Source organism: Streptomyces sp. NPDC026092, from assembly GCF_040638605.1.
GTDB lineage: Bacteria > Actinomycetota > Actinomycetes > Streptomycetales > Streptomycetaceae > Streptomyces.
Window position 1 is genome coordinate 105652 of record NZ_JBEZYN010000003.1, and the last position, 23058, is coordinate 128709.

The following is a 23058-nucleotide window of genomic DNA, read 5'->3' on the forward strand; positions in this document are numbered from 1 at the left end:
GCCTCCAGGGATCTCCGGAGGGCTCCGGAGGGCTCCGGAGGGCTCCGAGGGTCCGCGAGGGTCTCCGAGGTCTCGGTTCGACGTGATGTGTGCATGAGGGGTTCCAAAAGATGAACAATGCTCTACTCTCACGCGCATGTCGTGGACCCGCAGGCTCCTTGTCGCGCTCTCGGTCGTTCTCGCGGCGCTCGTCGCCGCCCTTGTCACCGCCCCCGGGGCCCAGGCCCACGAGGAGCGGCCCGTCACCTTCCCCGACGGCACCGGCAGCGTGCCGACGCTCCGTACCGGGGAGCCCGATCTCCTGGTCTGCAAGACCGACCGGGCCGACTTCGACCGCCGGATCTCCGGCTTCCCGGCCGAGCTGAAGGCCCGGAACCTGGCCCTCTTCGACCGCTGCGCGCGCAGCGGCTACCGCCATCTCCAGCAGGCCGTCGACGCCGTCGACCGGCCCGGGACGACCATCGCCGTCCTGCCCGGCCTGTACGAGGAGGAGCCCTCGCAGCCCGCGCCGACCGGCGCCTGCGCCGCGCTGAAGGCCCCCAAGTCGGCGCTCGGCTATCAGATCCTGTCGTACGAGCAGCAGAAGCAGTGCCCGCACAACCAGAACCTGGTCGCCATCCTCGGCAAGAAGAACCTCCAGATCGAGGGCACCGGCGCCTCCCGCCTGGACGTCGTCTTCGACGCGAAGTACACCAAGCTCAACGCGCTGCGCGCCGACGCCTCCGACGGTGTCTACTTCCGCAACTTCACCGCCCAGCGCACCACCTTCAACTCGCTGTACGTCCTCGCCGCCGACGGCTTCGTGATCGACAACGTGCTCACCCGGTGGAACGACGAGTACGGCTTCCTGACCTTCGCCTCCGACCACGGCCTGTACAAGAACTGCGAGTCGTACGGCAACGGCGACTCCGGCATCTACCCCGGCTCGGCCTCCGACATCAACGACGGCCGCGGCTACGACGTCCCGCGCTACTCCATCGAGATCACCGGCTGCCGCAGCCACCACAACATGGTCGGCTACAGCGGCACGGCCGGAGACTCCGTCTACGTCCACGACAACGAGTTCGACCACAACATGGGCGGCGCCTCCATGGACTCCGCCTTCCCCGGCCACCCCGGACTCCCGCAGAACCACGCCCGCTTCGAGCGGAACCTGATCCACGACAACAACCAGAACTACTACCGGTACGTCGCCGACGGCACCTGCGCCAAGGCCCCGGTCGAGCGCGGCTACGAACAGGGCGTCGTCTGCCCGCAGATCTCGATGCCGCCGGGCACCGGCGTCATCACGGCGGGCGGCAACTGGAACCTGTACGAGAACAACTGGGTGTACGGACACCAGCGCGCCGCCTTCTTCCTGAGCGCCGTCCCCGCCTTCATCCGGGGCGAGTCGGCCTGGGGCAAGCAGACCGACACCTCCCACCACAACCGCTACGCCGGCAACCACCTGGGCGTCGACCGCTCCGGCGCCTCCCGGCCCAACCGCACGGACGTGTGGTGGGACGGGCAGGGCGGCGGCAACTGCTGGCAGGCCGAGGGCAAGCCGGCGGGGGCCTCCAGCCCCGGCGCCCTGCCCGAGTGCGGGAAGCGGCGCGGCCAGGTCTCCGGGAACACCGACCGGCTCGTCGGCGAACCGGCCAAGCTCGCCCACCTCCTGGTGTGCGCCGACTACAACGTCCAGGCGCGCCGACTGCCCGCCGGCTGCGACTGGTACGGCGCGCGGGGCATCCAGCGCGTCGAGACCCAGCTCGCCCTGGGGGTCGCCGTCGTCCTCGCCCTCGTGGGCGGCGCCCTGTGGTGGCGCAGGCTCCGCGGCCACCGGCTCGCGGGGATCGCGACCCTCCTGGGGCTCGTGGGCCTGGCCCTGGACGTGGCCGGCTCCACCCTCGGCCTCGCCTCCGGCCCGCTCCCGGCGCTCGCACTCCTCCTGATCGGCGCCTGGTGGACCGTGGTCGGTCTCGCGCTGCGCCCGACCCGCCCCGCCTTCGCCTGGACCACCCTCGCGCTCGGCGCCCTCACCCTCCTCGACGCCTTCGACAAGGCCGTCCTGATGATCCCCTGGATCCCCCTCAGCCCCGCCTGGCTGCGCGGGCTCCTCGCGGTGGTCTGGGTCCTGTGGGCCGTGATCGCCGCCGGCCGCCGCACCCCCGGGGAAGCGGGCGACCACGAACCCGCCCCGGAGCCGGACCCGACGCCGGTGACTGCGGCGGCGCGCCAGGCGAACGACGGGGCCGGCGACGGGGGTGCCGCGTGAGGCGGGCGGCTGCTCTGGCGGGGGTGGTCCTCGCCCTCGCCCTGACCGCCACCGGGTGCGGCGGGCGGGCGACGACCCACCACAAGCCGGGGACCAGCCACCAGGAGGCCACCGGCGGCAGCGGCACCCTGCTCGCGGCGACGGACGAGGCCGGGCACCGGCTGCGGGAGGTACCGGCCGAAGGAGCCCCCGCCGTACGCGTCGAGGCGCGGCCCGACTCCGAGGGCGGCTGGAACATCCACCTCACCGTGGAGAGGTTCCGCTTCACCCCCGAGAGCGTCGGCGGCGCGGCCATCCCGGGCCGGGGCCACGCCCGGCTCCTCGCCGACGGCAAGGAGGCCGGCCGGGTCTACGGCCCCTGGCACCACCTCCCGCCCGGCGCCCGCTCGGTCACCGTCCGGCTCCACGCCGACGACCACACGGTCTGGGCGGTCGCGGGCAAGCCGATCGAGGCCACCGTCCCCCTCACGACCGGCGCCACCCCCACGGCCGCCGGGGCCGGCACCGCTCCGACGACGACCGCGGCCCCCACGACCGCCGCGCCCCGGACCACCGCTCCTGCCCCCGGCCGTACCGTCGAGATCACCGTCACCGGAGAGTCCGTCCAACCACCCCCTGCCCGCGTCGAGTTGAAGAAGGGCGAGCAGCTCACCCTCCGCGTCACCGCCGACCGCGCCGACACCCTCCACGTCCACGGCTACGACCGCGAACTGCCCCTCACCCCGGGCGAACCCGGCACCCTCACCTTCACCGCCGACCGCACCGGCCTCTTCGAGGTCGAGACCCACGGCTCGGGCCTCCTCCTGACCCAGCTCGTCGTCCGGTGACCGACACCGCGCACCCGCCGACCCCCGCCCACCTCCTCGCCCACGGCATCGGCTCCCAGCACGATCTCCCGCTCTCGCCCTTCTACGCCTACGCGGGAGCCTTCGCCGCGCTCTTCGTCTCCTTCCTGGCCCTCGGCCTGCTCTGGCCCACCTCCCGGTTCCGGGGCGACCGGGCGGGCCGCCCGCTGCCCGCCGCCGTCCAGCGCCTCGCCGACGCCCCGGCCACCCGTACCGCACTGCGCGTCGTCGGCGCGGCCGCCGCGACCGCCGTCCTCCTGTACCTCCTCCTCGGTCCCGACGACCCCGACCGCAACCCCGCACCCGGCGCCGTCTACGTCCTGCTCTGGGTGGGCCTCGTCCCCGCCTCCCTTCTCCTCGGGCCCGTCTGGCGGCTCCTCAACCCCCTGCGCGCCGTCCACGCGCTGCTCCCCGCTGCCCGCGCACCCCGCCCCCTGCCCGCCGGTCTCGGCATCCGCCCCGCCGCCGCGAGCCTCCTCCTCTTCGCCTGGCTCGAACTCGCGGCCCCCGACCCCGCGTCCACCACCACCCTCCTGACCTTCCTCGCCGTCCTCACGGCCGCCGGCCTCCTCGGCGCCGCCCGCCACGGCCCCGACTGGTTCGCCCACGCCGACCCCTTCGAGGTCTACTCCGCCCTCCTCGCCCGGCTCTCCCCGCTCGGCCGCCGGGCCGACGGCCGACTCGTCCTGCGCTCCCCCTTCAACGGCCTCGACTCCACCCCGCCGGTCCCCGGCCTCGTCGCCACCGTCTGCGTCCTGCTCGGCTCGACCGCCTACGACGGCGTCTCCGACAACCCCCGCTGGATCACCACCCTCCAGACCTCCTCCCTCGGTCCGACCGCCACCGCCACCCTCGGCCTCCTCGCCGCCATCGCCCTGGTGGCCGCCCTCTACGGCCTCTGCGCGGGCACCCTCCGCCTGATGTCCCGCGCACTCGCCAGCCCGCTCACCTCCTTCGCCCACTCCCTCCTGCCCATCGCCCTCGGTTATCTCGTCGCCCACTACTTCACACTCTTCGTCACCGAAGGACCACGTACCGTCATGATGGCAGCGGGCACTGACAACGCCCCCGCACCCGCCCCACCGCTGGGCCCCGGCGCCCTCGCCACCCTCCAGGTCACCGCCATCGTCACCGGCCACGTCCTGGGCGTCGTGGCCGCCCACGACCGCGCCGTGCGCCTCTTCCCGCCCGCGCGGGCCGTGGCCGGCCAACTTCCCCTGTTCGCGCTGATGATCGCGTACACCCTCGGCGGCATCGGCCTGCTCATCGCCTGACCCGCGCCCACCCGCCCGCCGCGTGTGTCGCTCGTCGCGCGCCCCCGCCCATCGCCTGACCCGATCGGGAACGGAGCGGCATCATGGACCCCGTGCCCCAGCCATCCCTCCGCCGCACCCCCGTCCAGCAGCGCAGCGCCGAGCGCCTCGCCCGGATCCTCGACGCCTGCGCCGAACTCCTCGACGAGACCGGCTACGAGCAGCTGAGCACCCGCGCGGTCGCCGTGCGCGCGGGCGTCCCCATCGGCTCCGTCTACCGCTTCTTCGGCAACAAGCGCGCGATGGCCGACGCCCTCGCCCACCGCAACCTCGACCGCTACGCCGAGCGGATCTCCGCCCGCCTCGCCGCGACCGGCCGGGTCGACGCGTACAGCGCGATCGACGGCGTCCTGGACGAGTACATCGCGATGAAGCGCACCGTCCCGGGCTTCGCGCTCGTCGACTTCGGTGTCCCCGCGCCCACCGTCGACGAGGGTGCCGCCGAGGGGGAATCAGGCGACGCCAACCACCTCGTCGCCGACCGGCTCTGCGGTCTCCTCGCCGACCATCTCGGCCGCACCGCCGACGAGGCGCTGCGCCGCAAGGTCCTGGTCGGGGTCGAAGCGGCCGACGCGCTGCTCCAACTCGCCTTCCGCACCGCCCCGTCCGGCGACCCCGCGCTCATCGCCGAGACGAGGCAACTCCTCTACGCCTACCTCGCGCCCTCCCTGAGCTGACGGCTCGGCGGGCCTACGCACCGGCGGTACCCTCCGGCAGACCTGCGTCCCGACGGACCCTCCCCACCGTCCCTACCGGTCGGTATGCTCACAGGTGCCCGCGCGCCACCGTCGCCGCTCCAGGGAGTCCGCCATGTCCACCGCCCTGCGCATCTGCCCCCTCTGCGAAGCCACCTGCGGGCTGACCCTGACCCTCGACGGAACCACGATCACCGGCGCGCGCGGTGACCGTGACGACGTCTTCAGCCAGGGCTTCATCTGCCCCAAGGGTGCTTCCTTCGGCGAGGTCGACGCGGACCCCGACCGGCTCGCCGGGCCCCTCGTCCGCAAGGACGGCAGGCTCCAGGAGGCCACCTGGGACGAGGCGTTCGAGACCATCGCCGCCCGGATCCGGCCCCTGATCGAGACGTACGGTCCGAACGCGGTGGGCCTCGTGCTCGGCAACCCGAACGTCCACACCATGGCCGGCGCCCTCTACCCGCCGCTGCTGATCGGCGCCCTGCGCACCCGTAACCTGTTCACCGCCTCCACGCTCGACCAGATGCCCAAGCACGTCTCCAGCGGGCTGCTCTACGGCGACCCCTTCGCCATCCCGGTCCCCGACCTGGACCACACGGACCACCTGCTGATGCTCGGCGCCAACCCGCTGGACTCCAACGGCAGCCTCTGCACCGCCCCCGACTTCCCCGGCAAGCTCAAGGCCCTGCGCAAGCGCGGCGGCACCCTCACCGTCGTCGACCCGCGCCGCACGCGCACCGCCCGGCTCGCCGACCGTCACCTCGCCATCCGCCCCGGCGCCGACGCCCTCTTCCTCGCCGCGCTCGTGCACACCCTCTTCGCCGAGGGTCTCGCCGACCCCGGCCCGCTCGCCGACCACGTCGAGGGCATCGAGGCGGTACGGGAGGCGGTACGGGAATTCACACCCGAGGCCGTCGCCGCCGCCTGCGACGTGGACGCCGCCACGATCCGTACCGTCGCCCGCGAGCTCGCCGCCGCGCCCACGGCGGCCGTCTACGGCCGGATGGGCAGCTCCACCGTCGCGTACGGCACCCTCGCCAACTGGCTGGTCGACGTCCTCAACGTCCTCACCGGCAACCTCGACCGGCCCGGCGGCGCGCTCTTCCCGCTCTCCGCCACCGCCCCCGCACCCCGACCCGCCGGCCCCGGCAAGGGCTTCGCGCTCGGCCGCTGGACCAGCAGGGTCTCCGGCCACCCCGAGGCCAAGGGCGAACTCCCCATGGCGGCGCTCGCCGAGGAGATCGAGACGGAGGGCGCCACGGAGGACGCCGGGCGCATCCGCGCGGTCATCACGCTCGCCGCCAACCCCGTCCTGTCCGCCCCCGACGGGCTCCGCCTCGACCGGGCGCTCGGCACCCTCGACTTCATGGTCGCCGTCGACCCGTACCTCAACGAGACCACCCGTCACGCCGACGTCGTCCTCCCCCCGCCGCCCCCCTCGCGGAGCGCCCACTTCGACTTCGCCTTCAACGGATTCGCCGTCCGCAACCAGGCTCGTTTCACCCCGGCCGCCGTCCCTCTGGAAGAGGGACGCATGGACGAGTGCGAGATCCACGCCCGGTTGATCCTCGCCGTCTCGGGGATGAACGGTGCCCCGCCCTCCGCCGTCGACGACCTCGCCATCGACAGCACCCTCGCCAAGGCCGTCACCCAACCGCACTCGCCCGTCCACGGCGCCGACCCCAAGGCCGTCGCCGCCGGGCTGAGCGGCGCGACGGGGCCCGAACGGCGCCTCGACCTGATGCTCCGCCTCGGCCCGTACGACCTCACCCTCGACGACCTGCGCGCGGCGCCGCACGGCATCGACCTCGGCCCCCTGCGGCCCCGGCTCCCCGGGCTCCTCAAGACCCGCAGCGGGCGCGTGGAGCTGCTCCCCGCCCCGATCGCGGCCGACCTGCCCCGGCTGCGCGCGGCCCTCGACGCCGAGCCGGGCGGCCTCGTCCTGGTCGGCCGCCGTCACCTGCGCTCCAACAACAGCTGGCTGCACAACGCGCCGTCCCTCAACAGCGGTTCGAACCGGTGCACCCTCCAGGTCCACCCGGCCGACGCCGACCGGCTCGGCCTCGCCGACGGCAAGCCCGCCCGGATCGCGGCGGAGGGCGGCGCCCTGGAGGTCGAGGTGGAGATCACCGACGCCGTACGGAGCGGGGTGGTGAGCCTGCCGCACGGCTGGGGCCACGACCGGTCCGGCACCCGGCTGGCGGTCGCCGCCGCCCGCCCCGGCGTCAACGTCAACCAGCTCCTCGACGGCTCCCGGCTCGACCCGCTCTCCGGCACCGCCGTGCTCAACGGTTTCCCCGTGGAGCTGGCGCCACTGTCATAGCCCGGCGTTCATAGCCCGGCGTTGACCTGGTCTTTTGCTCGTATTGCTCACGCGTCAACGTCTTGTTAACGGCAGAAGAGGCCACCTAACGTCATCCGGACCGCCGCACCGGAGCGAGCCGCCCCGGTGTGAGTTCAAGGGTGAACGTGAGGTGTCCTCCCATGCTGACCGTCCTCGGCTTCGCCATGATCGCGACCTTCCTGGTCCTGATCATGACGAAGAAGATGTCGCCGATCGCGGCGCTCGTGCTGATCCCCGCGCTGTTCTGCGTGGCCGTCGGGCAGGGCGCCCAACTCGGCGACTACGTCATCGACGGGGTGGAGAAGCTCGCGCCCACCGCCGCGATGCTCATGTTCGCCATCGTCTACTTCGGCGTGATGATCGACGTCGGCCTCTTCGACCCGATCGTCCGGGGGATCCTGCGCTTCTGCAAGGCCGACCCGGTACGTGTGGTGGTCGGTACGGCGGTGCTCGCCGCGATCGTCTCGCTCGACGGCGACGGCTCCACCACCTTCATGATCACCGTCTCGGCGATGTACCCGCTCTACAAGCGGCTCGGGATGAGCCTGGTCGTCATGACCGGCGTCGCGGCCACCGCCAACGGCGTCATGAACACCCTGCCCTGGGGCGGCCCGACGGCTCGCGCCGCGACCGCCCTCAAGGTGGACGCCGCCGACATCTTCGTCCCGATGATCCCGGCGCTCGGCGTGGGCCTGCTCTTCGTCTTCGGCCTCGCGTACGTCCTCGGCCTGCGCGAGCGCAAGCGCATCGGCTACCTCACCCTGGACGAGGTCCTCGAACCGCAGACGGAGACCGTGCTGGTCAAGGCGGGCGGCGGCGGTACGGGCGCGGGTGCGGTGGAGTCGTCCGGTTCCGCTTCCGGCTCCGGTGCGCCCGGCTCCGAGGCGCCCGGCTCCGAGGCGGCCGGCGGAGGCTTCCAGGGGCTCGACCCGGACCGGCCGACGCTCCGGCCCAAGCTGTACTGGTTCAACGCCGGCCTCACCGTCGCGCTGCTGACCGCGATGATCCTCGAACTGCTGCCGATCCCGGTCCTCTTCCTCCTCGGCGCCGCCCTCGCGCTCTCGGTCAACTACCCGAAGATGGCCGACCAGAAGGCCCGGATCGCGGCCCACGCCGAGAACGTGCTCAACGTGGCCGGCATGGTCTTCGCCGCCGCCGTCTTCACCGGAGTCCTCACCGGCACGGGCATGGTCAAGCACATGGCCGACTGGCTCGTGGGCGCGATCCCGGAGGGCATGGGCCCGCACATGGCGCTGGTCACCGGCGTGCTGAGCCTCCCGCTCACGTACTTCATGTCGAACGACGGCTTCTACTTCGGGGTGCTGCCGGTCCTCGCCGAGGCAGGCGCGGCGCACGGCGTGTCGCCGCTGGAGATCGCCCGGGCCTCGATCGTCGGTCAGGCGCTGCACATGTCCAGCCCGCTGGTCCCGGCGGTGTACGTGCTGGTCGGCATGGCGAAGGTCGAGTTCGGCGACCACACCCGGTTCACCGTGAAGTGGGCGGCGCTCACCTCGCTGGTGGTCCTGGCGGCGGGGATCCTCTTCGGGATCATCTAGCCCGCGATGGCCCTGGGGTGAGGGGCACGCAGGGTGACCCGGCCTCCGCTGGGGGAGTGAAAAACGGAGGGTGGCACGGCGTTGTTGCCACTCTCCGTATTCCCGTTATGACACATAGTCCGATTATCGGTTGATCGTCTGTGTCTTCATGACTGGAGGAACCCCCGCATGACCGCTCTGACAGTACGTCCCCTGCTGTCCGTCGCCGCCGCGTCGATCGCCCTCGGAGCCGTCGCTCTGGCCGGCGCACCCGCCGCCTACGCGGCACCCGGCGACAACGGCGACATCAAGGTCCACCGTGAGGGCACGGCCGAACCCAATCAGAGCAACCACCCCAGAGTCTGCCGGTTCCACTTCGCGGCCTTCAACTTCGACGACCTGCTCTCGGTCCACTGGGAGATCGTCCCCGAGAACAAGGTCAGCCCGGTCAAGGAAGGCGACATCGCCATCAACGCCGAAGGCGACGGCTTCACCGCGGACATGGAGCTGCCCGACGGCAGGTACCGGCTCGAATGGAGCTGGGTGGGCCAGCTCGGCGCCAAGAAGAGCAAGAACTTCACCGTCAACTGCCTCGGCGACGTCACCAACCCGCCACCGAACGGCGGCGGTGAGAACGGCGGGAACGGCAACGGCGGCAACGGAAACGGCAGCACCGCCAGCCCCAGCGCCACCGCGCCCCCACCGAACAACAACGGAAGCAACGGAGGCGGAAACGGCGGTAACGGAGGGAACGGCGGCAGCGGCGGCAGCGGCTGGAACGGCGGCAACGGCAACAGCGGCACCGAGACCGGCGGCAACGGCACCACCCAGAAGCCCTGGCACAAGCCCCCGCAGGGTCCGGTCGGCGCCGGCGGCGGCGGCGCGGCGGACGCGACGCCCTCCGACGACGGCTCCGCCTTCGGAGTCGGAGCGGCCCTCGCCGCGGGCCTCGCGGGCACGGCGGGCCTGATCCTCGTACGTCGGAACCGACGCCGTACGCATGGCGAGTCGTAGGTCCCGCACCACGCGCAGGCAGCGGCGCCTCCTCCGGCTCGCGCGAACCGTGGTGGTGACCCTGTCACTGGTCGGCGGCGGCATCTGGTGGGCCTCGGACGACGAACCGTCCGACCCGTCGGCGGCCGCCGCCGCGGCCACGCGCGCGGTGGACCAGGGCGCGCCCGGCGGCGAAGCCGGGCGCGCGCGCGACCAGAAGCCGAAGGCCGAGACGAGGTCCGACGGTCCGGCGAAGGACCGGGACACGCGCGCGTCGGCCGAGGCACGGCCCAAGCCGGTCCCGGCCAGGCCCGCGCCGTCGCCCGCGCCCCTGACCCGCTCGCGCGCCACCAACCTCGCCATCCCGGCGATCACCATCGAGGCCCCGGTCATGGACCTGGGCCTCGACGGGGCCGGGCAGCTCGGCTCACCCCCGATCGAGAACCCGCGGATCGTCGGCTGGTACGCGCGCGGTCCGGCCCCCGGCGAGCTCGGCACCGCGGTCGTCGTGGGCCACCGCGACACGCGCACGGGGCCCGCGATCTTCCTCAACCTCGACTCGCTCGCCCCCGGCAACACCGTCCGGATCGCCCGTGCGGACGGCAAGGTCGCCGTCTTCAAGGTCGACAAGGTGCAGACCTACACGAAGGAGGAGTTCCCCGACCAGGAGGTATACGGCTCCACGGGCCGCCCCGAACTGCGGCTGCTCACCTGCGGTGGTTCCTTCGACGCCAAGAAGGGCTACGCGTCGAACATCGTCGTCTTCGCGCATCTCACGGACGTCGCCCGGACGATCTGAGCGACGCGCCGCCCGCCTTCCCGCGCGCCCGCGCCACCCGGAGCGCACCCGCCGGATACGGCAGTTCCGCCGCCAACGCCGCCGCCCTGTCGAACCCCTCCGCCGCCTCGGCCGCGCGGCCGAGGGCAGCCAGGGCGGCGGCGTGCGCGGCGCGAGCCTCCGTCTCCGAGAGCCGCTCCCCGGCCCGCTCCGCCCGCGCCACCTCCGCGCCGGCCACCGCGGCCGCCTCCCCGGCGCGCCCGCACGCCAGGTGGGCCCAGGCCGTCAGATGCGCGGTGCCGGGCTCCCGGCTCTCCGCCAGGAGCGCGAGGGCCTCACGCGGCCGGTCCTCCCGGATCGCCCACTCGGCGCGCGCCGAGCGCACCTCCTGCCGCGCCTGGTGGTCGCCCTGCGCCCGCGCCGTCCGCTCGGCGGCGTCCAGGAGCGCGACAGCCCCCGGCTCCGCCATCCGCATCCGTACGCGCGCCAGCGCCACGCGCGCGTACGGGGCGCACCACACGCTGCCCGGCTCCGCGTCCCGTACCGCCGTCTCCGCCAGCTCCCGCGCCTCGGCGGTCTCCTCCACCAGAAGGTGCAGCTCGGCGAGGTTGGCCCGCTCGAAGACCGACGCCGTCGGGTCGCCCGAGCGTTCGGCGAGGTCCAGGGCACGCAGGCCCGTCGCGATCGCCTCCCGCAGCCGCCCGGCCCGGCGGGCGGTCTCCCGCAGCACCGAGAGGACCGAGGCGAGCAACTGGGCGTCGCCGTACGCCTCGGCGTGCGGCAGCGCGTCGTCGGCGACCGGCCCCGCCTCCCCGAACCGGCCCGCGAGACCGAGCGAGGTCGCCCGCGCCGCCAGCGCGCGGGCCAGCAGAGCGCGCCGCTCCGGGGCGTCCACCTCCTGCGCCGATTCCTCGGCGGCCCGTGCGGCCGCCACCCCGTCCTCGTACCGCCCCGCGACGAAACACAGCACCCCGCGCGCCAGATGGTGCGCGCTCGCCGTCGCCGCCGGGGTGCCGGGCCCGGGCGGGCAGGAGTCGAGCAGCCGCAGCCCCTCGTCGGTGCTCCGGGTCTTCGTCATCAACTCGGCCAGCCTGGCGGTCGCCAGGACCTCGCCGTCCCGGTCGCCCCGCCGCCGCAGCTCCGCGCGCGCCTCGGTGAGGAGCCGGGCCGCCTCCTCGAAGCGGCCCATCCGGCGCAGGACGGCGCTGCGGTCGATCCGCGCCCGCGCCGACTCCGCGGCCAGGGCGTCGAGGCGCTCGGTGAGTTCGGCGTAGTAACGGTCGGCCGTGTCGTTGGCGTACAGGGCGGCCGCTCGTTCGGCGGCCTGGCGCAGATAGCCGGTGGCGCGCGGGTCGTCGGCGCGGGTCAGATGGGCGGCGAGCGTGTCGACCGCCTCCGGCCTGCGGCGCAGCACCGCCTCCGCGTACGCCGAGTGCAGCAGCCTGCGCCGGGCCGTGGACAGGCCTTCGTAGCAGGTCAGCCGGACCAGGGGATGGCGGAAGGCGAGCCCGGCCGCCGGCCTGCCCTCGGCGACGACGACCCGTTCCTCGACCACGGACGCGGCGACGGCTGCGTCCACCGCCTCGGTGGCCTCGGCGGCCGAAAGGCGGGGGTGGCCGCCCCGCCGGGCCACGTCGAGGACCTCGGCGAGCGCCGCGTCCTGGCCGGCCACGGCGACCACCTCGACCACGCGGCGGGCCGCGCCGCCGAGCCGCCCGAGGCGTTCCGCGACCAACTGCCGTACGGTCTCGGGGGCGCCGGCCCGGCCGTCGCCGCCCTCCCGTACCGCGCGGGCCAGTTCGCAGGCGAAGAGCGGGTTGCCGAGCGACAGCGCCCACACCCGCTCCGGTACGGTCCCGGCGCCAGGTGCGGCACCGGCATCGTCCGCCCCGGAATCCCGCGCCGGGTCCGCGAGCACGTCCGCCGTCAGGGCGAGACAGGCCTCGCGGCTCAGCCGGGGCAGCTCCACCGTGACCGCGAGCGACTGGCGGGCCAGCGCGTCGAGCGTGTGGCGGCGGGGATCGGAGGCCGGGAGCTCCTCGGGGCGGACGGTGGCGAGGAATCGCCAACCCCTTCCGGCCTCGCGGGCCCGGCGCGCAAGATGGCTGAGGAGCTGGAACGAGCCCGCGTCCGCCGCGTGGAGGTCGTCCAGCACCAGCATCACGGGCCGCTCGGCCGCCAGTTCCCCGAGCAGCCCGGCAGCCGCCCGGAACAGCCGGTCCCGCTCCTCCTCGGGACTGCGTCCCGACACCGGTCGCACCCGGCCCAAGGAGGGCAGGAGCGCGGCCAGTTCGGGATACTCGGCGCCCGCACGGGCCCGCTCCGACGCCGGCCGGTCCGCCAGCCAGCCGTCCAGGGCCTCGGCGAACGGACCGTACGGAGTGTGCCCCTCCGCGTCGTGGCCCGCCCCCCACAGGACGGCCGTCCCCTCCTCGGCCGCCCTGCGGGCCGCGTCGCCGACGAGGCGGGTCTTGCCCAGGCCCGCCTCACCGGTGACCAGGAGCACGGGCGGCGCGGCGGGGGCGAGCAGCCCGGCAAGCACCTCGTCGCGGCCGCGCAGGGGAGAGGCGGGCGGGCGGCGCACCACGGCGGGCAGCGTGGGGCGCACCTTCCGGGAGGACGGCGCGGGCGCGGCGAGGGCCTGTCGGTGCAGCCGCTCCGTGTCTCCACCGGGCCGCACGCCGAACTCCGCGTCCAGTGCCTCCCGGCACAGGTGGTACTGAGCCACCGCCCGCCGCCGCAGCCCCTGCCGGAGATACGCCGCGATGAGGATCCGGTGCGCGCCCTCCTCCGCCGGGGCCGAGGCCAGGACCCGCTCGGCCGCCGGCACCGCCTCCTCCGGTGCCCCGGCGGTCAGATGGGCCTCCGCGAGCGCCAGGAGTGTGCGCTCGCGCAGGGCGGAGAGGCGGGCCCTGCGTGCCTCGGCCCAGGGGGCGTAGCGGTCCTCCGGGAGCAGTTCGCCCGTGAACGCGTCGAGGGCCGAGGCCAGTGCGGCGCGGCCGCCGTCGGCGAGGGCGGCCTCCGCCAGCGCCTCGGCCTCGTCGGCGTCGATCCGTACCGTCCGCGGATCGAGCCACAGCAGGGAACCCTCGCCGGTCAGATAGGAGGAGGCCGCGCGGGGCGGCAGTTCGGGTTCGAGCGCCCGACGGGCCGTGTGCAGCGCGACCCGCAGACTGCCGAGCGCCGCCTGCGGATCCGCGTCCGGCCAGCAGATCTCCATGGCCTGCTCACGGTGGAGCCGATGGCCCGGCGAGACGGCGAGCAGCTTCACCAGCGTCCGGGCGCTCGGGCGCGGCCACCGCTCGGCCAGCGGCGGCCCGCCGTCCCGGTCGACACCGAACCCGCCGAGGAGGCGCACCCGCAGCGACGGGGGCGCGTCCGCTGATATGTCATCGCCCATGAGGGCGCCCACTCTAATGGGCGCCCCCAGGGCCGGAGCGAGTGCTTCCGCTCGTCAGGGAGCGGTCAGAACACCCGTCACCATCCCATGCAGGTTGTTGTCCGACAGCAGGTAGCGGCCGCCGGACAGCTCGATCGTCCGGTCGAAACCGGTGTCGTCCTTGTCCAGGCCGACGATCTCGTCCACCCCGTCACCGGTCAGGTCCGCCACGATCAGGTTCTGCGAGGCGTACCGCGCCAGACTCGTCAGCTGGTTCGGGTAGTTCCGGCCGCCCGTGAGCACGGCGGGGTCCCAGATGTAGGTCGCGCCCTCCGTCCCGCCGACCAGCAGCCGGCGCCCGCCGGGCCCGGTCGCGAACGCGCCCCGGTGCACCGTCGGCAGGGTCAGCGTCAGGTGCTCGCCGCCGTCCGCCGCGTAGGTACGGAAGGAGGCCGTGCCGGCGAGGACCAGTCCCTCGTCGCCGGTGAACCAGTTCCCGACGGTCCACGCACCGCCACCCGTGGCCGTCCCCACGACCTTGCCCGTCCGTACGTCCCGGAACTCGAAGAACGTGGTCAGGGACTCGCCCTCCGTCACGAGCCAGGAGTGGACCACCGCGTGCCCGTCGGCGTACGGGATGCGGGGCGAGGCGTAGACCCCGTGGTGGAGCTGGGCCGCGTGGATCCGGGTGTCGGCGTCGCCCGTCCAGGTCGGGTCGGCGGTCCAGGCGAGCCGGCCCGTCCGGGCCTCCAGCGCCATGCCGTTGACGATCCCGCCGGTGTCGAGGGAGCCCGGGGTCTGGTACGAGCCCATCACCCGGCCGTCGGCCACCGCGAGGTCCGAGAAGACGACCGGGCCGGCGCCCGCGGGGGCGTACGACCACAGGAGCCGCCCACCGCCGCTGTACGCCCGTACGGCGTCCGTCGGCACCAGCACCTCGTCGTCCCGGTCCCCGTCGAGGTCGGCGACCGCCACCGAGCGGACGAACCGCCCGTGCCCGTCGATCTCCTCGCGCACCGCGCCCGTCCGGGCGTCCACGATCACCGCCGCCGCGTCGGCCGCGACCACCAGATCGTCCTCGCGCCCGTCGCCGTCCGTGTCACCGAGCACGATGTCCCCGGTCACCGATCCCGGCAGCGTGGCCTGCCACAACACCCGAGGCTTCCCGGCCGCGAGCGAGGGCCCGTCGAACGCCCACATGCCTTGCGACTGACCGGCCGCCACCACGTCCTTGCGGCCGTCGCCGTTCACGTCCACCGCGATACCCGTGGACAGATCGGCCGGGAGCGGAGTGAGCGCGCTCTCACGCCCGTTGCCGAGCCGGTACGAGCGGATGTTCTGCTCGTTGTCGACCGTCCGCACCAGCCAGTCGCCGCCCGAGCGGTACGGCTGGGAGTACAGCGGCGACGCCGCCACGCCCGTCCTCGACCAACGGACGCCACCGTCACGGCCGTTCAGCGCGGTCAGCGTGCCGTAGCGGGAGGCGCCCGGGTTGGCGGACCTCTCGGCACCCTCGGTCGTCACGTACGAGGCGAGCACCGTGCCGTCCGCGATCTCCAGGCCGAGCGCCGAATCGCCGTCCTTGGCGTAGTCCTCGGCGCGCTTGACCGTCTGCGACCACAGCTCGGTCGCATCCGTGCCCCGCAGGGCGCGCACGGTGGCCGCGTTGACGAAGAGGTACTCGTCGAGGGTGGCCTCGGCGACCGCGTACTCGACGCCGCCGCCGTCCCGGAGCTCGCCGACGGCCAGCTCGGTGCCGACGGCGTTGATCCGCTCGTCCAGGACGGTCCGGGTGCCGTCGGCGAGGTCGTACGAGGCGATCTCGTACCGCAGCCCGTCGCGGTAGTCGGACTGCTCCAGGGCCACCAGGCGGCCACGGGAGGAGTCGTGCAGAGTCTCACGGCCGTACAGGCTCCCGTCCGTCCGCCAACGCACCGAGCCGTCGGACGTGTTCAGCACGAGCGTGTGGCTCTCGGCGGGCGCCGTCGGCGTCTTGCGGACGTGCCAGGACACGGCCGCCGCCCCACCGGTCAGCGGCGTGACCGAGGACCACCGGCCGTCGCGCTGCCCCGTCTCGTACGTCCAGGTCGCCGTCGGGGTCAGCTTCCCCTCCGCGTATCCGAAGCGGAAGGCGTGCAGGGCTGTCGTGGCCGCCTTGTCCGCGTTCAGGTTGGTCGAGGGCTGGTCGGCGACGAGCAGGGTGTCGCCCGAGAGGACCACCTGCTGGGCGTCGGCGAAGAGCCGGCTCCAGAGCGTGACCCCGGTCCGGCCGTCGAGGACGGTCACGAACGTACCGGTGGACAGCGGCGAACCAGGCGAGGTGAACGGCCGGTACGGGCTGGTGCCCACGTCCGCCGTGAAGACGATGTCCGCGACCCCGTCGCCCGTCAGGTCGCCCTGCGACCAGCCCCGGTCGGCGAAGTCCGCGAACGGGCTGTTCGCGTGGTACCCGAGCGTGATCCGCGCCGGGACCGCCTCGCCCTGCCAGGGGCGGATGTTCTTGACCTGCCAGTCGGCGTAGAGGGAGTCGTTGTCCCGCTTCCACACGGTACGACCGGAGGTGGTGAGCCGGGTGACCGTGCCGAGGCTGTGCACGGCGAGGAAGTCGCCGCGTCCGCCGCCGAGTTGGGCGGTCTCGACCTGACCGCGGTAGGTCTCCAGGGCGGAGGCCTGGGTGAGGGTGACGCCTCCGGCCGCCGGGGCCGCGGTGAGGGCCGCCCGGCCACCGCCTTCCGGAGCGGCCGCCTCCGGCGTGACCTGCTCCGGCTCGGCGGCTTCGAGGGCGCGCTGCTCCAGGGCGTCGGCCTGGGCGTCGGTCAGGACCCGCGGGGACGGTTCGGCCTCGGCGTACGCGGTGGTGGCGGGCAGCGCGGTGAGCGCGAGACCGGCCGCGACCAGGGCGGAGGCGAGGCGCACCGCCCGCCGGGAGCGGGAGGGGGAAGCCGGGTGCGTCGGGGAAGTCATCGGACCGCCTTCGGGGTGATGCGGATCGCGGACCTGTCGGCGATCACGGGCTCGTTGAAGGAGAACGGGAGGGCGTCGGTGCCGGCCTGGTTCTCGATGCCGACGGTCGCCCTGCCGCCCGCCTCCAGGGCGGATCCGGCGCCGATCGACTGGTACTGGAGGACGATCGCGCCGGTCGCCTCCTCGAAGACGGCCTCGAAGGTGACGCGCCGACCGGTGTCGGCGGCGAAGGCCGCGTTCTCCCAGACGATCGCGAACCGCCGCTGTCCGGTCGCGCCCGTGGTCGTCGTCTTGACCGCGGACTTGGCGTCGACCGTCAGGTCGTCCCAGTACGCGGCCAGGATGCCGTCGGGCCGGCCCGGCGAGGGCAGCGCGGTGTTGGCGTAGTCGCCGAGGCGCGGGGCGAGGAAGTTGACCAGACCGTTGGTGGTCACGCTCGCCTGGCTGTACGGGACGCCGTAGAACGAGACCGGGAAGGGCAGGGCGAGCGCCTTCGCGTTCTCGTCACCGGAGAGGGCGACCTCGGTCTTCCCGTCGACCCAGGCGTACGCGGTCGGCCGGCAGCTGTTGCCGAAGGCGTCGCTGCGGGCGGGCAGCGCGGCGGTCACGTTCTCGGCGCCGTCCACGGTCAGGGCTGCCGTGTGCGTGCCGTTGCAGAGGACGGGCGCGGCCGGGGTCGCGGTGAGGGTGAAGGCGCCCTCGGCGACCGCCGGGAAGCGGAACGCTCCGGCGGCGTCGGTCACGACCGGCGCGAGCGGGGCGTCGGTGAAGCGGACGGTGGCGCCCTTCAGCGGCTTGCCCGTGACGTCGAGGACCGTGCCGGAGACGGCGTGCGCCGGTACGGCGTCCAGGGCGAGGTCGCGGCCCAGGCTCTGGCCGGTGGTGACGGTCAGGTTCTCCTCGGTGGCGGGCCGGTAGCCGTATCCGGTGGCGGAGAGGCTGTACGTCCCCGCGGCCAGGGTGAGCCGGTAGGCGCCCGACGCGTCGGTGGTCACCGAACGTCGGCCGTCCCCGGCGCGGGCGGTCAGGGTCACGCCGGCGAGCGGGGCGCCGGTCGCGCGGTCGGTGACCGTGCCGGTGACGGTGGCCGCGCTGTGCGGGGCCCGGTCGACGGCGGCGAGGATGTCCAGCTTGCCCTCGCCCCAGACGTTGTTGGCGCCGGCGGTGCCGCCGCAGTGGGTGTCGTCGACGTCCCGCGCGGTGGTGTTCAGGGCGGCACGGGTGGCGTCGATGTTCCCGATGAGGGACGGGGCCGAGGACCAGAGCAGCGCGACGGCGCCCGCGACGTGCGGGGTGGCCATCGACGTACCCGAGATGGCGCGATAGCCGCTGCCCGGCCAGGTGGAGCGGACGTCGACACCGGGGGCGGAGATGTTCGGCTTCATCGAGCCGTCGACCCGGGAGGGGCCGAAGCCGGAGAAGGCCGCGATCTTCCCGTTCACGTCGTAGGCGCCGACGCCGTAGGCCGGGGCCTGGGCGCCGGGGGCCTCCGTGGTCGAACAGGTGGTGCCGTTGCCCGCGTTGCCCGCGGCGAAGGCCTCGAAGATGCCGGCGGCGTTCCAGGACTCGATGATGTCCTGGTAGAAGGTGGTGTTCCCGCCGCCCCAGGAGTTGTTGACGATGTCCGGGGCGAGATCGGGGCGCGGGTTCTCGCCGTTGCGGTCCGTCGGCGCGAGGATCCACTGCCCGGACTTCAGCAGCGAGGAGTCCGAACAGCTGCGGGCCTCGCAGCCCTTGGCGGCGATCCACGTCGCGCCCGGGGCGACGCCGACGCCGCCCGCTCCCGCGATCGTGCCCATGGTGTGGGTGCCGTGGCCGTTGTTGTCGCAGGGCGCGCCGCCCGTGCACTGGCCGGTCGGGTCGTACCAGTTGTAGTCGTGGCTGAAGGTGCCGTCCCCGAGGTTGCCCCGGTAATTGCCCTTCAGGTCCGGGTGGTCGTACTGCACGCCCGAGTCGATGTTCGCGACGACGATGCCCTCGCCGCGGTTGTCGTACCGCTCCCAGACCTGGTCGGCCTTGATGTCCTTGACGCCCCACTCCGCGGTGACGGCCGCCTCGGCGGTGACCGCGCCCTGGGCGACGGTGTCGAGCGCGTAGTGCCGCTCCTGGCGGATGGACGCCACGTCGGGGCGGGCGGCGAGCTTCTCGACGAGGTCCTTGCCGCCCGTCACCTTCACGGCGTTGGCGATCCAGTACGCCTCGTACCCGACCTTCGCCCGGTCCAGATAGCGGGTCAGGGAGGACTGACTGCGGGCGGCCCCGGCGCGCAGCGACGCGAACGCGGCGGCGGCCTTCTTCTCGTGCCCGCGCTGCTTCCGCGCGCCCGAGAGGTCGGCCCGGTCGGCGAGGACGACGAAGAACGTGGCGTCCCGGCCGGAGTCGACGGTGGCTGTCACGCCCGGATCGACCTGCGCGACGGCCGTCGACCCGGGGGATGCGGTGGTCTTCCCTGGGGCGGCCGCCGCGGACGGCGCGCCGAGCAGGGCCGCCGCCGTGACGGCGACCGCGGCCCAGGCGGTGGATCTGCGATGCATGTGGGTGGCTCCTCCATCGCTGGTACGGGGGAAGCCGACGCCCCGCCTCCCCGTCGTTCCCGGGGGTGGGAGCACGGAGGTGGCGGGGCGGGCTCGGCCGGGACGCTAGAACTGGTCCGTTACTGGGGAATTACTGAGCCCCGCACCGCCCGGGGCCGAACCGGAGTCCGCGAACCTGCACCCGACCGCCGACCGCCGACCGCCGACCGCCGACCCCCGAGCCCGAACCCGACCCCCGAATCCGAACCCGCCTCACGAAGGACGTGTCCATGCCGCTGCGCCCGCTGACCACCCGTACGCGTGTCGCCTTCGCCACCGCCGGACTCCTGATCGCCGCCGGCGCCCCCACCGCGTACGCCACCCTCGGCGCGGAGACCCCCGCGCGGGCCGCCGTCACCGCGCAGGCGCGGGGCAAGGCGTACGTCGAGACCCGGCTCTTCTTCGGGACCGAGCGGCCCGACGGCGGCCCGGCCGTCACCGACGAGCAGTTCATGGCCTTCGTCGACGCCGAGGTGACCCCTGGCTTTCCGGCCGGTCTTACTGTCCAGAACGGGCGTGGACAGTGGCGCGACAAGAACGGGACCATCGAGCGGGAGCGCTCGTACGAGCTGATCCTGCTCTACCCGGCGTCGGAGGCGCGGGTGCACGACCCGCGGATCGAGGAGGTCAGGGACGCGTACCGGAAGGCCTTCGGGCAGGAGTCGGTGGCCCGGCTCGACGAGCCGACCATGGCCGACTTCTGAGCGGGGGAGGGCGGCTCTGGCGCTGAAAAACTAACAGCGCTAGTTTGGTGCCGGATGGCGCGTGCCGTACCGGCCGCTGACGAAGACGGAAGAACCCAGGAACCGAAGGAGCAGCGGATGAAGAGCCACGACGCGATGTACATCGGCGGGGAGTGGCGGCCCGCCGCGTCCCAGGACACCCTCCCGGTCGTCAACCCGGCGGACGAGCAGGTCATCGCCCATGTGCCGGCCGGTAACGCCGAGGACGTCGACACGGCCGTACGGGCCGCCCGCGCGGCCTTCCCCGGCTGGGCCGCCACCCCGCCCGCCGAGCGCGCCAAGCTGATCGGCGCCCTCCGCGACGGCCTCGCCGCCCGCGCCGAGGAGATCGCCGCCACGGTCACGGCCGAGCTCGGCGCGCCACCGCAGCTCGCGTCCGCCGTCCACGCGGGCCTGCCGATCGCCGTGGCGGGTACGTACGCCGAACTCGCCGCCGCCCACTCCTTCGAGGAGAAGGTCGGCAACTCGACCGTCTACTCCGAGCCGGTCGGCGTCGTCGCCGCGATCACCCCGTGGAACTACCCGCTCCACCAGATCGTCGCCAAGGTCGCCCCCGCACTCGCGGCCGGCTGCACCGTCGTCCTGAAGCCCGCCGAGGACACCCCGCTGACCGCCCAGCTCTTCGCCGAGGCGGTCCACGGCGCGGGCCTCCCGGCCGGGGTCTTCAACCTGGTCACCGGGCTCGGCCCGGTCGCCGGGCAGGCGCTCGCCGAGCACCCGGACGTCGACCTCGTCTCCTTCACCGGCTCGACCGCCGTCGGCCGCCGGATCGGCGCCCTCGCGGGCGGCGCGGTCAAGCGGGTCGCCCTGGAGCTCGGCGGCAAGTCCGCCAACGTCATCCTGCCGAGCGCCGACCTCGGCAAGGCCGTCGCCGTCGGCATCGCCAACGTCATGGCCAACTCGGGCCAGACGTGCAGCGCCTGGACCCGGATGCTGGTCCACCGCGACCAGTACGACGAGGCGGTGGCGCTGGCCGCCGAGGCCGTCGCGAAGTACGTCCCCGGCGAGCGCGTCGGCCCGCTCGTCAACGCCAAGCAGCAGCAGCGCGTGCGCGGCTACATCGAGAAGGGCGTCGAGGAGGGCGCCCGGATCGTCGCGGGCGGCCCCGAGGCCCCGCGCGAGACCGGCTACTACGTCTCCCCGACGGTCTTCGCCGACGTCACCCCGGACATGACCATCGCCCAGGAGGAGATCTTCGGCCCGGTCGTCTCGATCCTGCGGTACGAGGACGAGGACGACGCCCTCGCCATCGCCAACGGGACGGTGTACGGACTCGGGGGCGCCGTCTGGGGCGAGCCGGAGGCGGCCGTCGCCTTCGCCCGCCGCATGGACACCGGCCAGGTCGACATCAACGGCGGCCGCTTCAACCCGCTGGCCCCGTTCGGCGGCTACAAGCAGTCGGGCGTGGGGCGCGAACTCGGGGCGCACGGCCTCTCCGAGTACCTCCAGACCAAGTCCCTCCAGTTCTGACAGTTCCGACCGTTCTGCCAGTACTGACAGTTCCGACCCCTTTCCGACTCTCCCCTGGACCTGAGGAGCAAGACGCGTCATGAGCGTGGTCCGCGCCGCCTTCCTGCCCGCCGTCGGCTCTCCCCTGGAGATCGCCGGGATACGGCTGCCCGAGCCCGGCCCCGGCCAGGTCAGGGTCCGCCTCGCCGCCGCCGGGGTCTGCCACTCCGACCTCTCCCTCTCCAACGGCACCATGCGTGTGCCCGTCCCCGCCGTCCTCGGCCACGAGGGCGCCGGGACGGTCGTCGCCGTCGGCGAGGGCGTCACGCACGTCGCCGTCGGCGACGGCGTGGTCCTCAACTGGGCGCCGTCCTGCGGCGCCTGCCACCCGTGCTCGCTCGGCGAGGTCTGGCTCTGCGCCGACGCGCTGACCGGCGCCGGGAACATCCACGCCACCACCGAGGACGGCACCGACCTCCACCCCGGGCTCAACGTGGCCGCCTTCGCCGAGGAGACCGTCGTCGCGGCGAAGTGCGTCCTGCCCGTCCCGGACGGCGTCCCGCTCACCGACGCGGCCCTCCTCGGCTGCGCCGTCCTCACCGGCTGGGGCGCGATCCACCACTCGGCGCGGGTCCGGCAGGGCGAGACCGTCGTCGTGTACGGCGTCGGCGGCGTCGGCCTCGCCACGATCCAGGCCGCCCGGATCGCGGGCGCCTCGACGATCATCGCCGTGGACGTCTCGCCCGAGAAGGAGGCCCTGGCCCGGGCGGCCGGGGCGACCGAGTACGTCGTCGCCTCCGCGACCACCGCCAAGGAGGTCCGGAAGCTGACGGGCGGCCAGGGCGCCGACGTGGCCGTCGAGTGCGTGGGCCGCGCCACCACCATCCGTACCGCCTGGGACTCCACCCGGCGCGGCGGCCGCACCACGGTCGTCGGTATCGGCGGCAAGGACCAGGAGGTCACCTTCCACGCCCTGGAGCTCTTCCACTGGGGCCGGACGCTGTCCGGCTGCGTGTACGGGAACTCCGACCCGGCCAAGGACCTGCCCGTGCTCGCCGAGCACATCCGGGCCGGCCGCCTCGACCTGGGCGCGCTGGTCACCGAACGCATCACCCTGGACGGCATCCCGGGCGCCTTCGACAACATGCTCGCGGGCAAGGGCGGCCGGGCGCTGGTGGTCTTCTAGCGGCCTT

Annotated in this window: 14 protein-coding genes; 11 read left to right on the forward strand and 3 right to left on the reverse strand. The window is 73.9% G+C overall.

The window, feature by feature from the left end; translation table 11 throughout:
* Positions 1-136: 136 nt before the first annotated feature.
* The 8 genes from AB0F56_RS05460 to AB0F56_RS05495 all read left to right on the forward strand — a co-directional run bounded on the left by AB0F56_RS05460 (position 137) and on the right by AB0F56_RS05495 (position 10778).
* Positions 137-2254, forward strand: coding sequence for a right-handed parallel beta-helix repeat-containing protein (locus tag AB0F56_RS05460; RefSeq protein ID WP_362004259.1), 2118 nt, complete (start codon positions 137-139; stop codon positions 2252-2254).
* Positions 2251-3081, forward strand: a complete 831-nt coding sequence (locus tag AB0F56_RS05465; protein ID WP_362004262.1) for a hypothetical protein — start codon at positions 2251-2253, stop codon at positions 3079-3081. The genes AB0F56_RS05460 and AB0F56_RS05465 overlap by 4 nt, the downstream gene beginning before the upstream one ends.
* Positions 3078-4373, forward strand: a complete 1296-nt coding sequence (locus AB0F56_RS05470) for a hypothetical protein (RefSeq protein ID WP_362004264.1) — start codon at positions 3078-3080, stop codon at positions 4371-4373. Before AB0F56_RS05465 ends, AB0F56_RS05470 begins: the two co-directional genes overlap by 4 nt.
* 83 nt (positions 4374-4456) lie before the next feature.
* Positions 4457-5089, forward strand: coding sequence for a TetR/AcrR family transcriptional regulator (locus tag AB0F56_RS05475; protein WP_362004266.1), 633 nt, complete (start codon positions 4457-4459; stop codon positions 5087-5089).
* A 133-nt stretch (positions 5090-5222) separates the two neighbouring features.
* Positions 5223-7430 (forward strand): molybdopterin oxidoreductase family protein, encoded by a 2208-nt coding sequence (locus AB0F56_RS05480; protein WP_362004269.1) that lies wholly within the window; start codon positions 5223-5225, stop codon positions 7428-7430.
* A gap of 161 nt (positions 7431-7591) precedes the next feature.
* On the forward strand, positions 7592-9007 hold the full coding sequence (locus AB0F56_RS05485; protein ID WP_362004272.1) for a citrate:proton symporter: 1416 nt from the start codon (positions 7592-7594) through the stop codon (positions 9005-9007).
* A 168-nt stretch (positions 9008-9175) separates the two neighbouring features.
* Positions 9176-10000, forward strand: a complete 825-nt coding sequence (locus AB0F56_RS05490) for a hypothetical protein (RefSeq protein ID WP_362004275.1) — start codon at positions 9176-9178, stop codon at positions 9998-10000.
* Entirely contained in the window at positions 9987-10778 is a 792-nt protein-coding gene (locus tag AB0F56_RS05495) for a class F sortase (RefSeq protein ID WP_362004278.1), read from the forward strand. Before AB0F56_RS05490 ends, AB0F56_RS05495 begins: the two co-directional genes overlap by 14 nt.
* Here AB0F56_RS05495 and AB0F56_RS05500 read toward each other — a convergent pair.
* Genes AB0F56_RS05500 through AB0F56_RS05510 form a run of 3 tightly spaced genes read right to left on the reverse strand, consistent with a single transcriptional unit; the run spans position 10753 to position 19634 of the window.
* Positions 10753-14157: an AAA family ATPase gene (locus AB0F56_RS05500; RefSeq protein ID WP_362004280.1), complete on the reverse strand. Its 3405-nt coding sequence runs from the start codon at positions 14155-14157 to the stop codon at positions 10753-10755. The two genes, AB0F56_RS05495 and AB0F56_RS05500, sit on opposite strands and share 26 nt — an antisense overlap.
* A 54-nt stretch (positions 14158-14211) precedes the next feature.
* Complete coding sequence (locus AB0F56_RS05505; RefSeq protein WP_362004283.1) at positions 14212-17100, reverse strand: VCBS repeat-containing protein; 2889 nt, start codon at positions 17098-17100, stop codon at positions 14212-14214.
* On the reverse strand, positions 17097-19634 hold the full coding sequence (locus tag AB0F56_RS05510) for a S8 family serine peptidase (RefSeq protein WP_362004285.1): 2538 nt from the start codon (positions 19632-19634) through the stop codon (positions 17097-17099). The genes AB0F56_RS05505 and AB0F56_RS05510 overlap by 4 nt, the downstream gene beginning before the upstream one ends.
* Before the next feature lie 269 nt (positions 19635-19903).
* Between AB0F56_RS05510 and AB0F56_RS05515 the strand changes: the two genes are divergently transcribed.
* The 3 genes from AB0F56_RS05515 (at position 19904) to AB0F56_RS05525 (ending at position 23051) form a co-directional block, all read left to right on the forward strand.
* Entirely contained in the window at positions 19904-20377 is a 474-nt protein-coding gene (locus tag AB0F56_RS05515) for a DUF3574 domain-containing protein (RefSeq protein WP_362004287.1), read from the forward strand.
* 117 nt (positions 20378-20494) lie between these two features.
* Positions 20495-21886 carry an aldehyde dehydrogenase family protein gene (locus AB0F56_RS05520; RefSeq protein ID WP_362004290.1) on the forward strand — a complete coding sequence of 464 codons (1392 nt, stop codon included), beginning with the start codon at positions 20495-20497 and terminating at the stop codon, positions 21884-21886.
* Positions 21887-21965: 79 nt separating this feature from the next.
* Complete coding sequence (locus tag AB0F56_RS05525) at positions 21966-23051, forward strand: zinc-binding dehydrogenase (RefSeq protein WP_362004291.1); 1086 nt, start codon at positions 21966-21968, stop codon at positions 23049-23051.
* Positions 23052-23058 lie beyond the last annotated feature (7 nt).

Bases quoted from the DNA above. Each gene is read 5' to 3' on its own strand.
- AB0F56_RS05520 (WP_362004290.1), top strand. From the start codon at position 20,495: ATGAAGAGCCACGACGCGATGTACATCGGCGGGGAGTGGCGGCCCGCC.
- AB0F56_RS05475 (WP_362004266.1), top strand. From the start codon at position 4,457: ATGGACCCCGTGCCCCAGCCATCCCTCCGCCGCACCCCCGTCCAGCAG.
- AB0F56_RS05500 (WP_362004280.1), bottom strand. From the start codon at position 14,157: ATGGGCGATGACATATCAGCGGACGCGCCCCCGTCGCTGCGGGTGCGC.
- AB0F56_RS05485 (WP_362004272.1), top strand. From the start codon at position 7,592: ATGCTGACCGTCCTCGGCTTCGCCATGATCGCGACCTTCCTGGTCCTG.
- AB0F56_RS05490 (WP_362004275.1), top strand. From the start codon at position 9,176: ATGACCGCTCTGACAGTACGTCCCCTGCTGTCCGTCGCCGCCGCGTCG.
- AB0F56_RS05510 (WP_362004285.1), bottom strand. From the start codon at position 19,634: ATGCATCGCAGATCCACCGCCTGGGCCGCGGTCGCCGTCACGGCGGCG.
- AB0F56_RS05505 (WP_362004283.1), bottom strand. From the start codon at position 17,100: ATGACTTCCCCGACGCACCCGGCTTCCCCCTCCCGCTCCCGGCGGGCG.
- AB0F56_RS05495 (WP_362004278.1), top strand. From the start codon at position 9,987: ATGGCGAGTCGTAGGTCCCGCACCACGCGCAGGCAGCGGCGCCTCCTC.
- AB0F56_RS05480 (WP_362004269.1), top strand. From the start codon at position 5,223: ATGTCCACCGCCCTGCGCATCTGCCCCCTCTGCGAAGCCACCTGCGGG.
- AB0F56_RS05525 (WP_362004291.1), top strand. From the start codon at position 21,966: ATGAGCGTGGTCCGCGCCGCCTTCCTGCCCGCCGTCGGCTCTCCCCTG.
- AB0F56_RS05515 (WP_362004287.1), top strand. From the start codon at position 19,904: ATGCCGCTGCGCCCGCTGACCACCCGTACGCGTGTCGCCTTCGCCACC.
- AB0F56_RS05460 (WP_362004259.1), top strand. From the start codon at position 137: ATGTCGTGGACCCGCAGGCTCCTTGTCGCGCTCTCGGTCGTTCTCGCG.